This is a genomic window from Fischerella sp. PCC 9605 (assembly GCF_000517105.1).
Lineage (GTDB): Bacteria > Cyanobacteriota > Cyanobacteriia > Cyanobacteriales > Nostocaceae > PCC9605.
Map to the genome: position 1 here is coordinate 397,116 of NZ_ALVT01000034.1, position 15,544 is coordinate 412,659.

General features: G+C 45.4%; 14 protein-coding genes. 4 read left to right on the forward strand and 10 right to left on the reverse strand.

The features are described 5' to 3' along the window. Positions 1 to 15 precede the first annotated feature (15 nt). Together FIS9605_RS44930 and FIS9605_RS0102325 are read right to left on the reverse strand one after the other, a co-directional pair. Complete coding sequence (locus FIS9605_RS44930) at positions 16 to 2,454, reverse strand: phage tail sheath family protein (protein ID WP_051469905.1); 2,439 nt, start codon at positions 2,452 to 2,454, stop codon at positions 16 to 18. Positions 2,455 to 2,518: 64 nt separating this feature from the next. Beyond that, positions 2,519 to 2,926 (reverse strand): hypothetical protein, encoded by a 408-nt coding sequence (locus tag FIS9605_RS0102325; protein WP_231510211.1) that lies wholly within the window; start codon positions 2,924 to 2,926, stop codon positions 2,519 to 2,521. Between the two features lie 604 nt (positions 2,927 to 3,530). Here FIS9605_RS0102325 and FIS9605_RS36050 point away from each other — a divergent pair. Further along, a complete protein-coding gene (locus FIS9605_RS36050) occupies positions 3,531 to 4,877 on the forward strand; it encodes an NB-ARC domain-containing protein (RefSeq protein ID WP_051469906.1) in 1,347 nt (448 codons plus the stop codon). A 313-nt stretch (positions 4,878 to 5,190) separates the two neighbouring features. Here FIS9605_RS36050 and FIS9605_RS42285 read toward each other — a convergent pair whose 3' ends face one another. Together FIS9605_RS42285 and FIS9605_RS45970 are read right to left on the reverse strand one after the other, a co-directional pair. Continuing rightward, positions 5,191 to 5,520, reverse strand: a complete 330-nt coding sequence (locus FIS9605_RS42285) for a hypothetical protein (protein ID WP_197035988.1) — start codon at positions 5,518 to 5,520, stop codon at positions 5,191 to 5,193. Beyond that, entirely contained in the window at positions 5,495 to 5,620 is a 126-nt protein-coding gene (locus tag FIS9605_RS45970; protein WP_269321001.1) for a hypothetical protein, read from the reverse strand. The genes FIS9605_RS42285 and FIS9605_RS45970 overlap by 26 nt, the downstream gene beginning before the upstream one ends. 119 nt (positions 5,621 to 5,739) lie before the next feature. Here FIS9605_RS45970 and FIS9605_RS44935 point away from each other — a divergent pair, with 119 nt between their 5' ends. Together FIS9605_RS44935 and FIS9605_RS36055 are read left to right on the forward strand one after the other, a co-directional pair. Continuing rightward, the gene (locus FIS9605_RS44935) at positions 5,740 to 8,451 is read left to right on the forward strand and encodes a bifunctional serine/threonine-protein kinase/formylglycine-generating enzyme family protein (RefSeq protein WP_051469907.1); all 2,712 of its coding nucleotides are present in this window, start codon (positions 5,740 to 5,742) and stop codon (positions 8,449 to 8,451) included. Positions 8,452 to 8,884: 433 nt separating this feature from the next. Further along, entirely contained in the window at positions 8,885 to 9,253 is a 369-nt protein-coding gene (locus FIS9605_RS36055; protein ID WP_035139294.1) for a hypothetical protein, read from the forward strand. A 67-nt stretch (positions 9,254 to 9,320) separates the two neighbouring features. Here the strand turns inward: FIS9605_RS36055 and FIS9605_RS45975 are convergent, their stop codons facing one another. Genes FIS9605_RS45975 through FIS9605_RS45980 form a run of 3 tightly spaced genes read right to left on the reverse strand, consistent with a single transcriptional unit; the run spans position 9,321 to position 10,109 of the window. Next, positions 9,321 to 9,449 carry a hypothetical protein gene (locus tag FIS9605_RS45975; RefSeq protein WP_269321002.1) on the reverse strand — a complete coding sequence of 43 codons (129 nt, stop codon included), beginning with the start codon at positions 9,447 to 9,449 and terminating at the stop codon, positions 9,321 to 9,323. Between the two features lie 5 nt (positions 9,450 to 9,454). Further along, a complete protein-coding gene (locus FIS9605_RS36060; protein WP_197035989.1) occupies positions 9,455 to 10,033 on the reverse strand; it encodes an FGGY family carbohydrate kinase in 579 nt (192 codons plus the stop codon). Then, on the reverse strand, positions 9,981 to 10,109 hold the full coding sequence (locus FIS9605_RS45980; RefSeq protein WP_269321003.1) for a hypothetical protein: 129 nt from the start codon (positions 10,107 to 10,109) through the stop codon (positions 9,981 to 9,983). The genes FIS9605_RS36060 and FIS9605_RS45980 overlap by 53 nt, the downstream gene beginning before the upstream one ends. Before the next feature lie 140 nt (positions 10,110 to 10,249). Here FIS9605_RS45980 and FIS9605_RS0102355 point away from each other — a divergent pair, with 140 nt between their 5' ends. Next, a complete protein-coding gene (locus FIS9605_RS0102355) occupies positions 10,250 to 13,117 on the forward strand; it encodes a GAF domain-containing sensor histidine kinase (RefSeq protein WP_026731148.1) in 2,868 nt (955 codons plus the stop codon). 29 nt (positions 13,118 to 13,146) lie between these two features. On the opposite strand, the gene FIS9605_RS0102360 is transcribed toward FIS9605_RS0102355, so the two are convergent. From FIS9605_RS0102360 to FIS9605_RS0102370, 3 genes are read right to left on the reverse strand one after another with little or no spacing between them, the layout of a single operon-like run. Next, the gene (locus FIS9605_RS0102360) at positions 13,147 to 13,866 is read right to left on the reverse strand and encodes an energy-coupling factor ABC transporter ATP-binding protein (RefSeq protein ID WP_026731149.1); all 720 of its coding nucleotides are present in this window, start codon (positions 13,864 to 13,866) and stop codon (positions 13,147 to 13,149) included. A gap of 35 nt (positions 13,867 to 13,901) precedes the next feature. Then, on the reverse strand, positions 13,902 to 14,597 hold the full coding sequence (locus FIS9605_RS36065; RefSeq protein WP_035139295.1) for an energy-coupling factor transporter transmembrane component T family protein: 696 nt from the start codon (positions 14,595 to 14,597) through the stop codon (positions 13,902 to 13,904). Beyond that, the gene (locus tag FIS9605_RS0102370) at positions 14,590 to 15,513 is read right to left on the reverse strand and encodes an energy-coupling factor ABC transporter permease (RefSeq protein ID WP_026731150.1); all 924 of its coding nucleotides are present in this window, start codon (positions 15,511 to 15,513) and stop codon (positions 14,590 to 14,592) included. Before FIS9605_RS0102370 ends, FIS9605_RS36065 begins: the two co-directional genes overlap by 8 nt. Between the last annotated feature and the right edge of the window lie 31 nt (positions 15,514 to 15,544).

The following is a 15,544-nucleotide window of genomic DNA, read 5'->3' on the forward strand; positions in this document are numbered from 1 at the left end:
TCCTGAAGTCTTAAATCAGACCAAATCGCCAGCAATTTGCTGGATTTTGATAATCACAAATTCGGCTGGTTTGAGGGGTGCAAAGCCAACTACAATGTTGACTATGCCAAGGTTGCGGTCATTTTGAGTTGTTGTCTCACCGTCGCATTTGACGAAAAATGCTTTGTCAGGCGTACTGCCTTGAAATGCACCTTGGCGGAAAAGCCCCATCATAAAAGCGTTGAGATTAAGCCGAATTTTTGCCCATAAGGGTTCGTCGTTCGGTTCAAACACGACCCACTTCGTACCGCGATACAGCGATTCTTCAAGGAACAGTGCCAAGCGCCGGATGGGAATGTATTTCCAGTCGGCGATCGCATTATCATCGAAGCCAGTGCTGGTACGAGCACCCCAATTGACGAAGCCATTGGGAAAGCTACGCAGGCAATTGACACCGAGTTTATTCAAAACGCCGTTTTCTGGATCTGTGAGGTTGACCTCCAGCCCGACAATGCCACTAATGCTGGCTTCGATGCCGGCTGGTGCTTTCCAAACGCCGCGAGTTGCATCAATGCGAGCCATCAGCCCAGCAATGGCTCCCCCCGGGCCAATGGTTTTTACTAAACCGTTGGCGTTGTATTTTAGGCGAGGATAAAAAATTGCTGCGCGATCCTGCACCAATAGCGAACGTAAAATGTTTACTAAAGTTGTATTATTTACAACTTCTGGTCTGCTGTTTTTAGTCCAGCTAGCGGGCGCATCAACTAAAAGAAAGGCTCGATGCTGTTTGCAATAATTACTTGCTGGCCCTAACAAGCTAGTGTAAGTATCCTCTATAACTTCTTCGTCTCCTGGAATTACCATCAAATTAAACAAATCCACGGAATCTAGGGCGTGAAAGCCAGTCTGAGCTAAAGGATTGCCCACATATTCGGCTAGTTCAGGAGCTGTCCCATCACTACCATCGTCAGCAGGAGTAGCACTGCTGAAACTGCCTGTGCCGGAACTTCCCAATGAATATTGACGCACGTTCTTAATCAAGGCACTGTCAATAGCGGCGATGGCTGGCGTTGTCGTTATGCTTGAGGGTTGATTGTTATGGGTTCCTCCCTTGGCTATTACAGCCAAGTGATAGCCCCAAACTTCGGCACGCCAAGGCAATTGAGCATCATTGATGGCCTTGGCAATAATTCGCAGTTTTTCCCGCACACCGTCATTGTTGCCGTTGGGACTGTTGGGGACTGTTGCACTTTGGTACCACCTATCAGTGCCAGCAGGATTGCTAGTGACTAAATTTACTGCCACGCTTGCACCATCAATAGCGATCGCTGTCAGTGCATTTTGTTGCAAAGCAGCAATTTGATTGATGCTTGTTAAGTCCCCTGGTGTGTTTACAGATCCCAGAATTAAAAATGTCGCATTTGGTGCGGGTCGAAAGTTGCTCCAGCGCACGGCTTCAATGCCACCTTGATCGATACCCAACATCAGTGCTGCCGAGATGTCGTTGGCAGCAGCCCTACGAACGCGCACGCTGGAAGTATTGCCGGAGTTAGCAGTAATGGTTAGTAAGTGACTAATATCCGTGACATCGACCAATGTACAGGTAACGCTGTGAGCAGGACTGAAACTGCTCAAAGCGGCATCAATCTTGCCTTTAATGTGAGTTTGGATTGCATCGATATCTGCCGGAATTGTCCAAGGACTTAAATCTACAACAGCAAACGGTGAATCATTGACGCTGATTTCAAATGCGGACTGGCGAGTATTGGCTCCTCCAGGATTAATCAAATTATTTAACGTGGTCTGTACCGCATTAGCATTAGCACCTAAAGGTCTGCGTCCTTGAGAGAATCCAGCGAAACTGTTGCCTATAACATTAATATACGAGTTTGGCAGCAGGCTGCCTGGAGGCGCTGGATTTCGCATATCTGGGTGCAAATCCAGATCGATCAAATCGGAACTTTGGGTCACAAAAGATGGAGCAAAGCGCGGCGAGGTCGGATTCATCGACAAACCCGTAAAAGGCTCGGTAGCTACCGCTACCCCACCCTCCTCTTGAATGACTCTCAAATTAAAAGTTTCATCTGGGTTGGTGGTGTTGTAATCAACCTCCATACGTACGGTGTTAGCCCACGTCCCCTCAGCTTTGGCAGTAGCGACCAAGACATTTTCCCCCCTGAGGGACTTTAAGGTGACTTTGGCTTTGTTAGCACCTTTTGCCAGCCTAACTACATAACAATCTGTGCCTCCATTCATAAAAAACTGCATGACGCTGGTGGCAAGATCGCTTTTGGGATGAGGTTCGCCAAACTGCCGCACGTAATCGGAAGGGCTGAGAATTCTGATCGCTTTGTTCATCAGTCCCTTGCTGGCACGACCGAAAAACGCGGCGATGGATGTCGCTACACCAGTAATTGTATTTACTCCACTTGGGACTTCCTGAATGTAAACGCCGGGATAACTTACCTGTACCATTACTTATTCCTTATTTAATTGCTATAAATCTCTTCAAGTATTAATTTTCAGTGTGGTTGCTAATTCAAGGCACATCAGCCACATCCACCGCGATCAGGTCTTGTAACAGCGTGTAGAATTCGGCAAATGGACCGACTTTAGTACCACCTCTGACAGCAACGTGACGGCTGGTACAGGACAATTGAATAGTCACGAACTCTGAAGCAACATCTGGATTAATCTTTTGTCCTGTAAACTCTGGGAGTGTCCAGAAGCCTTCGGCACTGGCTAATTGTACTAGTGCTTTCACTGTCAATGGAGAAAGGGGATTGACCCTAACGTTCGTACGCCCTTCTGCTGCGATCTGACCGTCCGAAAAAATCATTACAGACTGAGATAAGATATTACCACCCTCAACCCCGAATTCAATCACTGGCCCTTGCACCTGTGTTAAGTCTGTGCAAGGCTTTGGTGAGTTGATAAGTGAAGACATTGGTTTTTCCATAGTTGCTTTTTCCTACTGGATAGAGGAATGCATTATGCTTTGGAACTATGAGTTATAATTGTTATTCGGAGCTAGTTACCAATTGCTTTTTATGGTGAAGTAAATTTGTGGTTGTTAAGATGGTTCTCACTTAATTGTGTGATTTGCCAAAGCTCTAATGAAAAATTTTCTGCAAGCGCAAAGAGCCACTTATCACGGAACCTTATAAAGCTGTTATATGAATTTTTTTAACAGAGCTAAGCGATAGATTTGCTTTGCTGGAGCATTCGTCATTTAGCTTTGAATCGTCTATTTCATAAGTAGCAACAGACTTTATCATGTGTCCATATATAAGAACTCACAAGTTTTTCATTAGTTAAGCTCACAAAAGTTCTCATAAATTCAGATTGCAAATATCGAGGTTAGCCTTAAATCATTTTCTGCTTTTGTTTATAGGTGATTGAGGGGACAGAAGACTTTTGAACTTCAGCAGCAGACACTGAAGATCGTGTAGAAAAAGGCAACGGAACAAAGGTGAGAATTAGAGTATCTCTTTAGGGTACAACTTTGTGCGGTCAAGTTAGGGAAAAACCCCTTACGCATGAAATGAATCATGGAATTTGAAGAAGTATTCAAAGCTTTAGATGCAATTGTCTTCGCCAAGGCAAAAAGACATCTAAAGGATGTGGAAAGATTTGTTCTTTGGGGAGCTTGGCTGGGGCAGACCTATGAAGAGATGGCAGGGGCTTCCAATTACCGCTATACTCCTAGTTATCTAAAACAGGGTGTGGGTCCTAGATTATGGAGGCTAATTTCAGAAGTGCTAGGGGAAGAGATCTGTAAGACAAATTTCCGGACAGCACTAGAGCGACAAACGCAATTAGGAAAAACTTTACAGACCGAAGAGCCTGATTTGGATTTGTTTGAGGAAGAGCATGAGGAACCCACCACCAACAGAAACCAAGACTGGGGAGAAGCGATTGACGTTTCCGTTTTCTACGGACGTAACGAAGAACTGGTGACGCTAAAGCGATGGATTGTTGAGAAACGCTGTCGCCTGGTAGCACTGTTGGGTATGGGGGGAATTGGTAAAACTGCTCTGGCGGTAAAGCTAGCAGAACAAGTACGGAGTGAATTTAATTACCTCATTTGGCGATCGCTGCGTAATGCTCCATCCATTCAAGTAATACTGACTGAACTGCTTCAATTTCTTTCCCATCAGCAACAAACCTATCTGCCTTCAACCCTAGATGGAAAGCTAGCCCAATTGATCAATTACCTGCGTCAATATCGTTGTCTGCTAATACTGGATAATGTAGAGACGATTCTGCGTAGTGGCGATCTGGCTGGATACTATCTTGAAGGATATGAGGGATATGGTGAGCTACTAAGATGCGTGGGAGAGGTGCGCCATCAAAGCAGCTTAATATTGACGAGTCGTGAAAAACCCAGAGCGTTGGCATTCCTGGAAGGAGAAACACCTGTTCGCTCCTTAAAACTGATGGGTCTAAAGGAAGCAGAAGGGCGAGAAATCTTTAAAGTCAAGGGTTCTTTTGCAGGATCGGAAGATGAATGGAAAATCCTCATTCAACATTATGCAGGGAACCCACTAGTATTAAAGATGGTTGCTCCAGCAATACAAGCTTACTTTGATAGTAGCGTTTCTAAATTTGTTGAGCTTTTAAGCCAAGAGCAATTTGTTTTTGATGACATTCGCAATTTCTTAGAGACACAGTTCAATCGTTTGTCAGATTTAGAAAAAGAGATTATGTACTGGCTGGCAATTAATCGAGAACCAGTTTCGTTACAAAAATTACAAAATGGATTTTTACCAAAGGTATCTCTGAGCACATTAATTGAAAATTTATCATCCTTAGAACGAAGATCTCTGATTGAAAGAAGTTCAATAGGTTTTACCCAACAAACTGTGATTATGGAATACATCTTAGCTGGACTTTAGAGACTTGCAGTTCTTGGCAGCTTTTGGTGACTGCCACTGGCTAGCGATCGCCCATTGGGACTAAATGCGATCGCGGTAACGGCTTAGTCGTGTCTAGACAGTGTTTATAATACCAATTTGATGAATGCTTACGACAGATCCTCGATCCCCCCTAGCCCACGGCAGTTTTACCCTGCCTTAAGCCGCGCTGCGCGCGTCTACATGGGGGGCTGCGGAGTCCCCACGCAGTGGGGTTGGGGGGAGAGACCCCCTATAAGTAAGTGCGCGCTGCCTCACCACCGCACTGGCTCCCCAAGACCGCGCTGCCTCCCCTTCAAAAGGGGGGAATCCAATCTAATTTGTATTCGAGCGATCGCAACATTGGAAGTTGTTGGTAGTTCTTCTTCAGCTGCTCTAGCGCTGCTTCTGTTTCAGTTAACAGTTGTCTAATCAATTCTGCAGGCGTTGCTGATTTGAAGTATGAATTTGATTTTGTCATGCTGAGTGTAGCGCAGCGAAACGAAGCATCTGTCAAGATTCTTCGCTCCACAAAGTTCCGCACCCTGCACCGTAGGGCGCAGCCCTTCTCGTAGAGTAGCCGCACCAAGCGTCTACAGAATGACAATTCATATCTTGATTCAGCAACGCCATTCTGCAAAAGCATTGGCGATCGCACTGTAAGGAATATTGCGCACCAATTCCAAAACATCGGTGGTAGGAAACGGCAATTGTCCGGTGAGTAGTTCGTAGAAACTAACGTCCAATGAATGAAAACCTGTACGATTGTTAAACGAACACTATTAATACTTGAGAATAATGTCAGTGAGATTATCACCTGCAACAAGTTTTATAATAAGATTTATCCTCTCAAAGTCAGAAATTAATGGTTTGGGCAGTAGGATATAAGTTGCAGGGCGATAAGTATATTATCGAACAAGTCCTGGGACAAGGAGGCTTTGGGGTTACTTATAAAGCACGGCATAGGTACTTAAATAATTTAGTAGTGATTAAAACGCCTAATGAAAGTCTGCGACATGACCCAGAATACCCTAAATATGTAAAGCGATTTCTTGAAGAAGGGCAGCGATTAGAAAAGCTTTGTGAAACTCAACATCCTAATATAGTGCGTGTCAGGGATTTGTTTGATGAAGGCGGTACATATTGCCTAGTGATGGATTTTGTTCAAGGCGAGAGTTTGTTTAATTTAGTGCAGCGACGGGGAGCGTTATCTCCACAAGAAGCAGTCAACTACATAAATCAAATTGGCGAAGCTTTGAAGGTAGTACACCAAGCAGGGTTAGTACATCGCGATGCTCATCCTGGTAACATCATGGTGCAGCAGGATGGTAGAGCAGTTTTAATTGATTTTGGCATTGCTGGCGAAACTGTCCCCATCACAGTAAGTTCAAAGTTTTTTGCCAATGTCGCCTTTGCCCCTTACGAGCAGATCGGAGGCGGTCGCAAGCCTAGCGTCGATGTTTACTCTCTAGCTGCTTCTTTATACTATGCAGTTACAGGTCAACGCCCGGCAACATCTCTTGACCGCAAACTATACAATACTCCACTCATTCCACCGCAGCAACACGTCTCAAGTATCAGCGATCGCTTGCAGGCAGCAATTCTCAAGGGGATGGAACTCGAACCCCAAGACCGACCCCAGACCATGCAGGAATGGTTGGAAATGCTAACTCCCATACAGGTTTTAACAGTTTGGTTGCCAGGGTATCAACTCCAGGGTGGTAAATACATTCTCAACAGAATGATCGCTCAAGGTGGTTTTGGCGTTACCTATTTAGCTAGGAGCGATAAAGGGGAACAAGTTGTCATCAAAACTTTGAATGAAACAGTGCAATGCCGGCCTGACTTTGCCAAATTCCAGGAAGATTTTGTCAGAGAGGCACTACGGCTAGCCAAATGCAGTCACCCTCATATAGTGCGGGTTAACGATGTATTCCAACAAGGGCTGTTGTGGTGTATTGTGATGGAATACATTCAAGGGAAAAATCTTGCAGATATAGTTGCCAATCGTGGTATTTTGCCAGAAGCTGAGGCAATAGGCTACATCCAGCAAATTGGAGAAGCCTTAACAGTGGTTCACAAACAAGGCTTGTTGCATCGAGATGTCAAGCCAGCAAATATAATCATACGTGCTAATCAGCCGGAAGCTGTATTAATTGATTTTGGCATTGCACGGGAATTTACGCATGATTTAACACAACTGCACACGGCAAACTTATCCGATCGCTTTGCACCGATTGAGCAGTATTTATCAGTAGCGAAACGGGGTGCTTATACTGATGTTTATGCTTTGGCAGCAACGTTGTATTTTCTGTTAACAAAAAGACTGCCTCCACCTGCTCCACTCAGGGCTAATGGTACGGAAGTATTAGAGCCACCACAGCAGATTAATCCCAGTATTAGCAACAGAGTGAATGAGGCGATTCTCAAAGGAATGGAGTTAAAGGCAAACAACCGTCCGCAATCAATGCAGGAATGGTTGCAATTGTTGAAGGAGCCTGGTAGCCAAAATCACACTAACCTGTCAAAAACCCCATCTTCGCCACCATCACCAACTGCCTGGTCACGGCGTAGAGTTATTCAAACTACTGGGTTGATAGCTGCTGGTTTTGCTGCAACAGTAGTAGGTCAAAGAATTTTTTCTAATACTTCTAATCAAACTTCGCGAGAACAACCTACTTCACCAACCCCCACCAGTAATACTCCAACATCTTCCCCAACAAATGCAACCGTCAAGGAACAAACCCTACAAACCTTTTATTTTGAAACTGTTAGCGTTGATGTATTGGGAAACATCACCAACCGTCAAAACCACCAAGCAAATTATTTTGTAGAAGACTTGGGGAATGGTGTCACCTTGGAGATGGTACAGATACCAGGTGGTAAATTTCTGATGGGTTCACCGGAAAGAGAACAAGGAAGAAGACCAGACGAAGGGCCGCAACATCAAGTAACAGTTCCTGGGTTTTTCATAGGTAAATATGAAATTACCCAAGCACAGTATCAGGCAATTATGGGTAATAATCCTTCAGATTTCCGAGGGGCAAAAAGACCTGTGGAAAGAGTGTCTTGGAATGAAGCTGTAGAATTTTGCAGACGCTTAAGCCAGAAAACGGGACGCACCTATAGACTACCCAGCGAAGCAGAATGGGAATATGCAGTTCGTGCAGGAACTACTACTGCCTTTTACTTTGGCGAAACTATTACGACTAATTTAGTTAATTACGACGGAAACTACACTTACGCTGCTGAACCAAAAGGTCAAGATCGCCAACAAACAACGGATGTAGGAAGTTTTCCACCTAACGCCTTTGGATTATACGATATGCACGGGAATATGTGGGAATGGTGTGCCGACCATTGGCATGAAAATTATACAGGAGCGCCCACAGACGGCAGTGCATGGGTAGATGAAAACAATAACGACGGGCGGCTGCGTGTACAGCGCGGTGGTTCGTGGTACGGCAATCCGGAGGTCTGCCGTTCTGCCGTCCGCCTCTATAATGTCCCAAACAGCAGGCGCTTCGATGATGGGTTTCGGGTGGTGTGTGTTGGCGTTGCGATCGCAAGCAAATAAAAAACAACGCTAGACCTATAAATTTGGCATTTGTAAGAGGGAACAGGGAATAGGGAATAGGGAACAGTTTGATATCCCATGCTTAAAAGCTCTTGATTTAACTTTGACTTGTAAATTAAGTTTTTGACTCGTAAATTAAGTTTTTGACTTGTAAATTAAGTTTTTGACTTGTAAATCAAGTTTTTGACTCGTAAATCAAGTTTTTGATTCGTAAATCAAGTTTTTGATTCGTAAACCTGTTTTTATTAACAAATTTCAGCAATTCTACTCGTATTTATCCTGTCTGCTAATCCTAATACTCCAAAATTTCTGTGGCTTCACTCAGGCTAGAGCATCCGCTAATTGCGTATTCTGATGATATATAACGAACTCAGTGTGAAACACCATCAGGATTCTCCATTCCTTATTAAATTTATCTAAAAAGGGAAACTTTATGGCGCAACGCAAACGAAATTCGAGCGCACTGACCAAAGCTGAACGACGGATTGAAGGATTACAGACGATAAACCCTGATCTAGACTTTGGCAATGGGTTGTCAATCGCTACTTACAACACTATGGTTAATGAGTTACGAGAGAAACTAGCCGCCTATAATCAAGCACGAACAATGGTGGATAAGACGCACAATGCCTTAGTAGATGCAGAACGTGCGTTGAATAATTATTCTGAGCATATGCTGCTGAGTGTTGCGTCTCGCTATGGCAAAAATAGTGATGAGTATGAAATGGCTGGTGGAACACGCAAGTCAGACCGACGAAAAGCACGCCCGGTGGTAAACCAAACGGTAAAGCTTGGGGAGTGATTAGCTGAGTAAACACTGATTTGATTCAAAACAAGAAATTTATACGCTCTCATGTAGCAGGGCTGTTTCATTCCCTAAAAGGCTCTGATTTACAAGCGTCTAAGTCAAAAAAATCAGGTGATGAAAAAATCTGATTGGACAAGAAAATGGCGATCGCACTCAAATTTTCTGGTCTTTGCGGTGATTTTTCGCTCACCAACTTCAGCAAATTTTACAGCGAGTACTCTTGACAAAATCCTTACCTGCTCGAATGAAACAGCCCTGCCTAGTATCGGGATCGAGGTGGGGACTGCGTTCTCCTGAGAGGTGAGGCAGAAATAGAACACCACGCGCACCGGGAAGTGAACTTTCTGCCATATCCATCAGCTCGGTGTAGGATATCTGCGGTGCAAAAGTATCTCGATACCAACGCAGAGATCCGCCAGCCGCCAGCGTCACTCCCAAGAGATGATAGCCACCATCGACATGACAGAACAAATGCACCCGACCTTCTGGATCGGGAATTGGGCGATCGCAGGGTGCAAAAATAACTCCCGAAGTGCCAATACTCAAACTACCTCGATTCAGATTGCTCGATGAGATGCCCAAACCAATCGCTGCTGCTGCATTGTCGCCTCCGCCTGCAACCACAGGTAATCCGGCAGGTAGTCCCACACGGGCGGCTATTTCGGATTTCAACCGTCCGGCGATCGCGGTAGAATCGACGATCGAGGGGAACAATGCTGGGTTAATCAGGCTGTGGGGTAAAAAGGGGATAACTTCTGGTTGTCTGAGCGACAATTTGCCCTTGCAAATCAACCGCGATCGCCCGCACTCCTCCTGTACCCAGATCTAAGCTTACTACGACGTCAGTCAATTGCTTCTCCCAAATTCTGAGTCCTAGTGGCAATCTTAACGTGAGCTGACAACGAACAGCATTCGTTATGCCTTAGCCTAATGTTAATGAAACTTCAATACTGGGAATCTTAATAGAAGACTAATCATGACCACAAATCTATGCTAACTACAGAAGGCTCCCAATCCCCCCTACAATCGCAGCACCGCGAAGATTTGCTCCATCGGATCGCGTCACGGATTCGCCAGTCGTTGGAGTTGCAGGAAATTTTAGAAACTACTGCGGCAGAAGTGCGATCGCTGTTGGGAACCGACCGTGTTAAAATATACAGATTTCATGCTGATGGCAGCGGTGAAGTTATTGCCGAATCGATTCACGACAATCGTCTACCTTCACTGTTGGGGCTAAATTTTCCTGCCGACGATATTCCACCCTACGCCCGCGAACTCTTCATCAAATCGCGCCAGCGCGTTGCTGTGGATGTAGTTGCCCAAACAACAACTGGTATGAGCCTGATGGAATATCTCGACTCTACACCAGACGAGGCAGAGCTGCAATTGCGCCATCGTCCGGTCGATCCTTGCCATGTGGAATATTTAACAGCGATGGGAGTTAAGTCGTCAGTTGTGGTGCCAATTCTGCATGACGATCGCCTCTGGGGTCTGTTGGTGTCGCATCATTCCCAGCAGCGCCATGTCACCGAAGCTGAGCTGCAATTTATTCAGGCAGTTACCGATCAAGTTGAAGTAGCGATCGCTCAATCAACCTTGCTCAGCCAGATGCGCGAACAAGCAGAACGGGAAGCCAAAATTAACGAACTCAACACTGTATTGCATCGCTTGCCAACAGTGCAACTTCAAGCTGCCCTGGAAAAAGTAGTTGAAATCTTGCAAGCTTCAGGTGGGCGATTATACTTGATGTCTGAAACTGGCGATCAAGTGGATGAATTCTACGTATGCGGGGAACAGCCCACGGAACTAGTCAACGGCGGTGGGCGGCAAATTGAGCAACATCTGATGTGGCAGCAATATCTGCGCTCGCCTGGTCAAGATATTTGCAAAGTCGAAGCAACTCAGGATGCGGGGCAAGAACTTTGGTCAGCACAGCGGATGCACTCAATGTACCTGTCTGGAGGCGAACGTCCCAATCTCAACTGTTGGGCAATCAATGATATCTACCAAGAACCCATTTTTCGCACGATTGTCACTTCGTTTCAGCCTACGCAAGTGCGAGGGCTGATGATTATTCCCTTGCGTTACGGTAAGCAAGTAATTGGCTGTCTTAGTATCTTCCGCAATGAAATTGAAACCGAACGGCTATGGGCAGGGCGCTGCGATCGAGATACCCGTCAAATCGCAGCACAAATCTCATTTGAGACTTGGCGGGAACTGAGGCGCGGACAGGCAAAACCCTGGACAGAGAACGAGAAGAAACTTGCCGAGACGATCGGCGGACATGTGGTCATGGCGGTGCAGCAATATTACCTTTACAACCAAGTGCAATCACTTAATGCTAACCTGGAGCGGCAGGTGCAGGAACGGACGGCTGAACTACAATATCTGTTAGAACAACAACAAGCTCTTTCCAGCGGAATTGCTAAAATTCGCGCTTCGCTCAAGCTAGGTGCAATTTTCCAAACTACGACCGAAGAGGTTTATCGGCTCTTGCGAGTTGATCGCGTGGTCATCTATCAGTTCAATCCAGATTGGAGTGGTTGCTTTGTTGCCGAAGCTGTTGGAGAAGGCTGGACTAGCCTCCGGCAAGCCCAAGCCACTGATACAGACATCCAAACTTACGTATCACGGAGCGATCGCTGCATTGTCAGTAGCTTTGTGGATGCACCTGTCCCAAACATTGACACCTATCTCCAGGAAACCCAAGGAGGAGAATTTGCGCGGGGCTGTGCTATCAAGCACGTTGATGATGTCGATACAATGAACTTTCCAGACTGCTATCGAGCTGTGCTGAAACAATTCCAGTGTCAAGCATACATTATTGTTCCCATCTACCAAGCAGACAAGTTATGGGGGCTGCTAGCAGTTTACCAAAATTCTGGCCCTCGCCAATGGAAAGACTTAGATATTGCCTTGTTAATGCAAACAGCCGATCAACTGGGTGTTGCCATTCAGCAAGCGGAACTGTTAGAGCAAACTCAACTGCAAACTCAGCAGTTGACTAAAATGCTGGAAGATCTGAAACAAACACAGACCCAGTTGGTGCAAACTGAAAAAATGTCAAGTCTAGGACAACTCGTAGCTGGTGTTGCCCATGAGATTAACAACCCGATCAGCTTCATATATGGCAATGTCATTCACGCTGTAGAATATACCCAGCAATTGCTGGAAGTCGTTCGCCTCTATCAGCAACGCTATCCGGAACCAGATAGAGAATTACGCGATCGCCTCAAAGAGATTGACCTGGATTTTATCGCTGAGGATTTACCCAATTTGCTGTCGTCCATGCAAATTGGAACTGAACGAATTCAGGAAATTGTGCAATCTTTGCGTACCTTCTCGCGGCTCGATGAAGCAGAGTTCAAATTTGTGGATATTCACGAAGGTATTGACAGTACCTTGATGATTTTAGCCCATCGCCTCAAGGCACAACCAGATCGTCCGGCAATTCAAATCATTAAAGATTACGGTCAATTGCCCCTAGTTGAATGTTATCCAGGTCAACTTAATCAAGTATTTATGAATCTCTTGTCGAATGCAATTGATGCTTTGGAAGAGGGACTAGGGGAAGGTTCAGTCCCTTGTATACGTATTTATACTGTAATCACAGATGACGATACAGTAACAATTCGCATTGTTGATAATGGAACTGGCATGAATGAAAAAGTGCGATCGCGGCTATTTAACCCTTTCTTTACGACAAAACCAATTGGCAAAGGTACGGGCTTGGGTTTATCCATTAGCTACCAAATCATTACTGAAGGGCACAAGGGTAAACTCTCCTGCCAATCTGCTCTAGGACATGGTACAGAATTTGCGATCGAAATTCCGATTCGGCATCAATGCGAACCATAAGTATTTGCTGTTATCTTTGTTGTGTCATTTTACCAATCAACAGGCAAACCCAATCTTTCCAAAGTATCGGCATCTTGCAATAATGGTTGAATCTCACTATCTATTTCAATGCGACCTCCAGAAAGCACTAAAGCACGTCGAGTCACTTTGCTTAGCCAATGCAAATCATGGGAGGCAATTAACATCACTTTTCCCTGCCACTGTAACAACAATTGAGCAAAATGACGCCGCCATGCCGGATCAAGACCGTTCGTCGGCTCATCCAAAATCAAAATATCAGGTTCTAAAGCTAAAATTGCAGCAAGGGCAGCAAGGCGTCTTTGCCCCCCCGACAGTTCGTGGGCAGAACGGTTGACGTAAGCTTCTAAACCAAAATTAGCTAACAAATGTCTTGCTTTGTCAATTGCTATAGCTGGTGATACACCATAGTTACGCGGGCCGAAGGTAACATCTTCGAGTATAGTTGGCATAAAAAGTTGGTCGTTGGCATCTTGAAAGCCAAAACCGATTTGACGACGCACTTGAGGTAAGGTTTTTGGTTCTAAAGGGATGCCATTAATCAAAATTTTCCCGCCTTGAGGTTGTTTTAAGCCAATCAGGTTCTCAAGCAAGGTGCTTTTGCCAGAACCAGTTGGCCCCATTAGCGCTACGCGATCGCCTGCATTTAAGGTAAAAGAAATTCCTCGTAAAACTGGTTCACCCTGGGAATAGGCATAAACTAGGTTTTGAACCACTACAGCTTGTGACATTTTGGTTGGTTTTTGGTGGTGATTATTCCAAACAACTAACAACTAACAACTAAGAACAAATGACTAATGACTAATCCAAAATCGCTATAAGAAGCCAAGGTTAAACTAACAGCGATCGCACAAGCTAGCAGAACAACAAAACGCTCTTTGGCTCTTAATGTTGAATCTACTGGTAGTGTTCCTTTATAACCACGAACTACCATTGCTGCGTAAACTCGTTCTGCCCTTTCTAAACTACGGAGATACAAGCTACCAATCATAGCTGCACTGGCGTAACGCAGCCAAGCTGCTGTGCCATTTAGACCTCGGAGTTGAGCAGCACGTTGCATTCGCGTTACTTCTGCTAGCAGAATTTCTATATATTGTCCAGTCAATAACAAATTTTCCTTCAATCCGCTTGGAACGGGTAAACCTTTGAGAGCAATACCAAAACTGTGTGGCGGCAAGGTTAACAAAAAACTATTCATTGTTACCAAACAAATGAGAGAACGAATTAACAGAAAACTAGCTCGTTCCCATCCTAAGGGTAACGCTACAAATGAAAGGAATAATAATTCTGCACCCAACAATCCCGTGAGTTTGCGAATGGGTACGCGCAAAAGGATAGCCCAAATTAGTGCGATCGCGCCATATGCAGCTAGCCAATTCCAAGCCTCATACTTTAATAAAGCTGCCCCTACTACAATCACTAGGGATAACTGTAAACGTAATGGTAGTGAAATTTTAAGCATTGTTCGGTTTCACCACTTTTGCAATGCCAAAGGCAACACCAAAGCAAACAATAGATCCAAAAATTCCCGCGATACTCGTGCCAACAGGGCCTAACCCTTCGATTCCGTAGTCAGCTAAGGGTGTTGGGACTGTGACTCGCACTTGTTCTGCCAAGCTTATGAAACCCAGGTCTTCGGCAACTCTTTCCAAGCCGTCAGGCCATGCAGAGGCTACCAAGGAGAGTAAACCAGAAATCAAAAGAATACTTACTACTGGCACTACCCAGCCTTTGAATTGCTGCTGCGCCCCTGGTAACAAATCTGGTCGCACTGTGGCCAGGTAAGCTAATACACCCCCAGTAATCAATCCTTCGCCAACACCAATCAGGATATGTACACCAGTCATCGCTGGTAAAACCAGTAGTGGAGGTGCTGTTCCAGAAAGGGCTAATTCAATCGCACAAGCTACAGCCGCTACGACTACACTCACGCCAGCAGCAATGCCAGCAGCTAGCGGCAAGCGCCCTCTAGATCCTCCAAATAGCCGCTGTAAGGTATGGGTTAAACTCCAGCCAACCCAAACTCCAATCACTGCCATGTTAAAAATATTTGCTCCTAAGGCAGTAATGCCCCCATCGGCAAACAGCACGGCTTGAATAATTAGAACTGTGGCAATGCATAGTGTACCCGCCCAAGGGCTACCGAGAACGATCGCTGCTAAAGTTCCTCCCAATAAGTGACCGCTAGTGCCGCCTGCTACAGGAAAATTAATCATCTGAGCAGCAAATATAAAGGCGGTAGTTAAGCCGAGAACTGGCGCGCGTCTCACACCAAAAGCATCTTGCGATCGCCCCAAGGCAATACCTACAGCAGCCACACTCGCCACACCGGTAACTGCCGCCACCGGTAGAGAAACAAAACCATCAGGAATATGCATTATGTGCCCCCGTTTATTTATTTGCACAGAG